Raw genomic sequence first — 2,066 nt, forward strand, 5'->3', positions numbered from 1 at the left:
CGGATCTTCGAGCAATTCGCCAAGGGCTCCCTCGTTCGGGCCTTCGGTGATGATGAAATAGCCATCAGCCGTGTTGGCCACATTGGCAGGCGCGGGATCCGATCCGCTGGTCAACGCGGAGAACTGCACAAACACATATTTGTCGCCCTCTTTGCGGATCTCGATGTTTTGCGAATTACCCTTGAAGACGCCGACGAAGGGGTCGAGCACAGCCTGATCAACACCCGCTGCGACCGGAGAGTTGGCCTCGATTCCCGTGAAGGCTTTGACCATTGCGTTCGCAACTTTCTTGTAGGCCTCGGATCCGCGATCGCTGTGGACCAGAACCACCACGGCAAAGTCGCGATCTGGGATCAGCTGCAGGAAGGACCGCGTGCCGGGCCAATTCCCGCCGTGGCTGGGGCTGGTGACCCCGTCGTAATCGTGGATGAACCATGTCAACCCGGTAAAGTCGCCGGCCTCGGCCTCAACTGCCGGAGCGTGGGCATAGTCCAGCGCTTCTTCGGACAGCAGCTGGTTCCCGGCGGCGTCCTTTCCGTCCAGCTGAAAGCGGGCGTATTTCAGCATGTCGTTAATCGTCGAGCGGAGCGCGCCGGAGGCTGCGGACTCTCTGATCAGCGGAATGTAGTACGGCGTGAGATCGTTGATGTCGCCTTTGCCGTAGATCGGCGGATGACCCCATGCGTAGCCTTCAGCCGGCGGGGTGGCGTCGTAGTTAAAGGATGACGACTCCATGCCGAGCGGAGTCAACAGGTTCTCTTCGATCAGGTTCTCGATCGGCTTTCCGCCGGCATGCGACACTACATGGGTTGCGAAGGTGATGCTGGTGTTGTTGTACATCCAGGTTTGACCGAACGGATAGAGCTGCTCGACGTAAGCCGCCTGGAGCATGACCTTCTCGCTGATCGATCCACCCGGAGGAACACGAAGGAACCCATGGTCGCCATACCAGCCAGCGCGATGGTGGAACAGGTCAACGACCCGGGCTTTCGACGTTGCTTCTGCATCCGCGACCCTCCACCACGGCAGGAGGTCGGCGACACGCGCGTTCAAATCCAGCTCGCCCCGTTCGGACAGCTGCAGGGCCACTGTCGACAGGAAGGTTTTGGTCACAGAGCCAATTTGAAATTGCGTATCAGGGGTAACGGCCTCGTCGGTGCCTACCTTCGTGATGCCGAGGCCGGCGCTGTAGGTGTTGGGCCCATGGATGACCCCTACACCAAGCCCCGGGATGTTCATTTCCTTGATCAGTTCAGCAGTTTCGGCGAGGACCGCATCAAAGGTCGCCTGGCCCTCTTCCTGTGTCATGGCCTGCTGTGCGAGTGCCGGTGTGACGCACAGTAGCGACGAAACAAGCAGGGCAGGTAGTGGTTTCATTAGGTTCTTCACTCGATTTCTCCTTTGCATTGGAATTTTTATGGCGGGATAACCATGGCTGTTTGCGGAGAGTTCTGTCTTCGCCGGGCAGGAGCGCACTGGCAGATCCTGCAAGGCGAAGTTTCACCGTTTACTGCTTCACCATCGGCCCAACGTGGAAGTAGTCGAACAGCGATCGGGCGACCTCGGCAATTGCCCGATCCCTGTCCGCCTCGGATGTCTCGCTGCTCTTGGTGAACACGGCGATTGCAAACCGACGGCCGTCGGGGAGCGTGATATAGCCGACGTCATTGGCCACTCCGCCGATGGTTCCGGTCTTGTTCGCCACGGGCGTTCCCCGGGGTAGCAGTCCCTTGAGCCGACCAGCGCCGGTGCGCGTGCGCGACATGACATCAATCAGGAAGTCGCGGCTCTCGGCGCTCGTCGCCGTGCCATTGTCGATGGCAAGCAGGAGTTGCAGCATCGCTAGCGGCGTTGACTGGTCGCGGGGATCCGCCTCGAAGTCCAGATTTCGGTCACCCATGATCGTCATGAGTTCCGGTCGGGTCACAAAGGCCTCCATGGCGACTTTCATCGTGGCCGGTCCCGGCAGGCCATAGAATTCCCCGATGATCTCGCCAGTCGTCCGATCGACGCTTATATCGGTGATCCGGAGCCTGCGTAGATATTCGGTTACTGCGGCGGGTCCG

The 2,066-nt window shown here is 59.8% G+C and carries 2 protein-coding genes; both read right to left on the reverse strand.

Going from position 1 to position 2,066, the window contains the following annotated elements; genetic code table 11:
- Positions 1-1,308, reverse strand: a 1,308-nt coding sequence (locus TR61_RS19320) for a serine hydrolase domain-containing protein (RefSeq protein WP_216595448.1), incomplete at its 3' end; no start/stop codon positions are given.
- A 199-nt stretch (positions 1,309-1,507) separates the two neighbouring features.
- The coding region (locus TR61_RS19325; RefSeq protein ID WP_157441002.1) for a serine hydrolase at positions 1,508-2,066 on the reverse strand (559 nt) is incomplete at its 5' end.

Origin of the sequence: Aestuariivita boseongensis (genome assembly GCF_001262635.1) — a bacterium.
Lineage (GTDB): Bacteria > Pseudomonadota > Alphaproteobacteria > Rhodobacterales > Rhodobacteraceae > Aestuariivita > Aestuariivita boseongensis.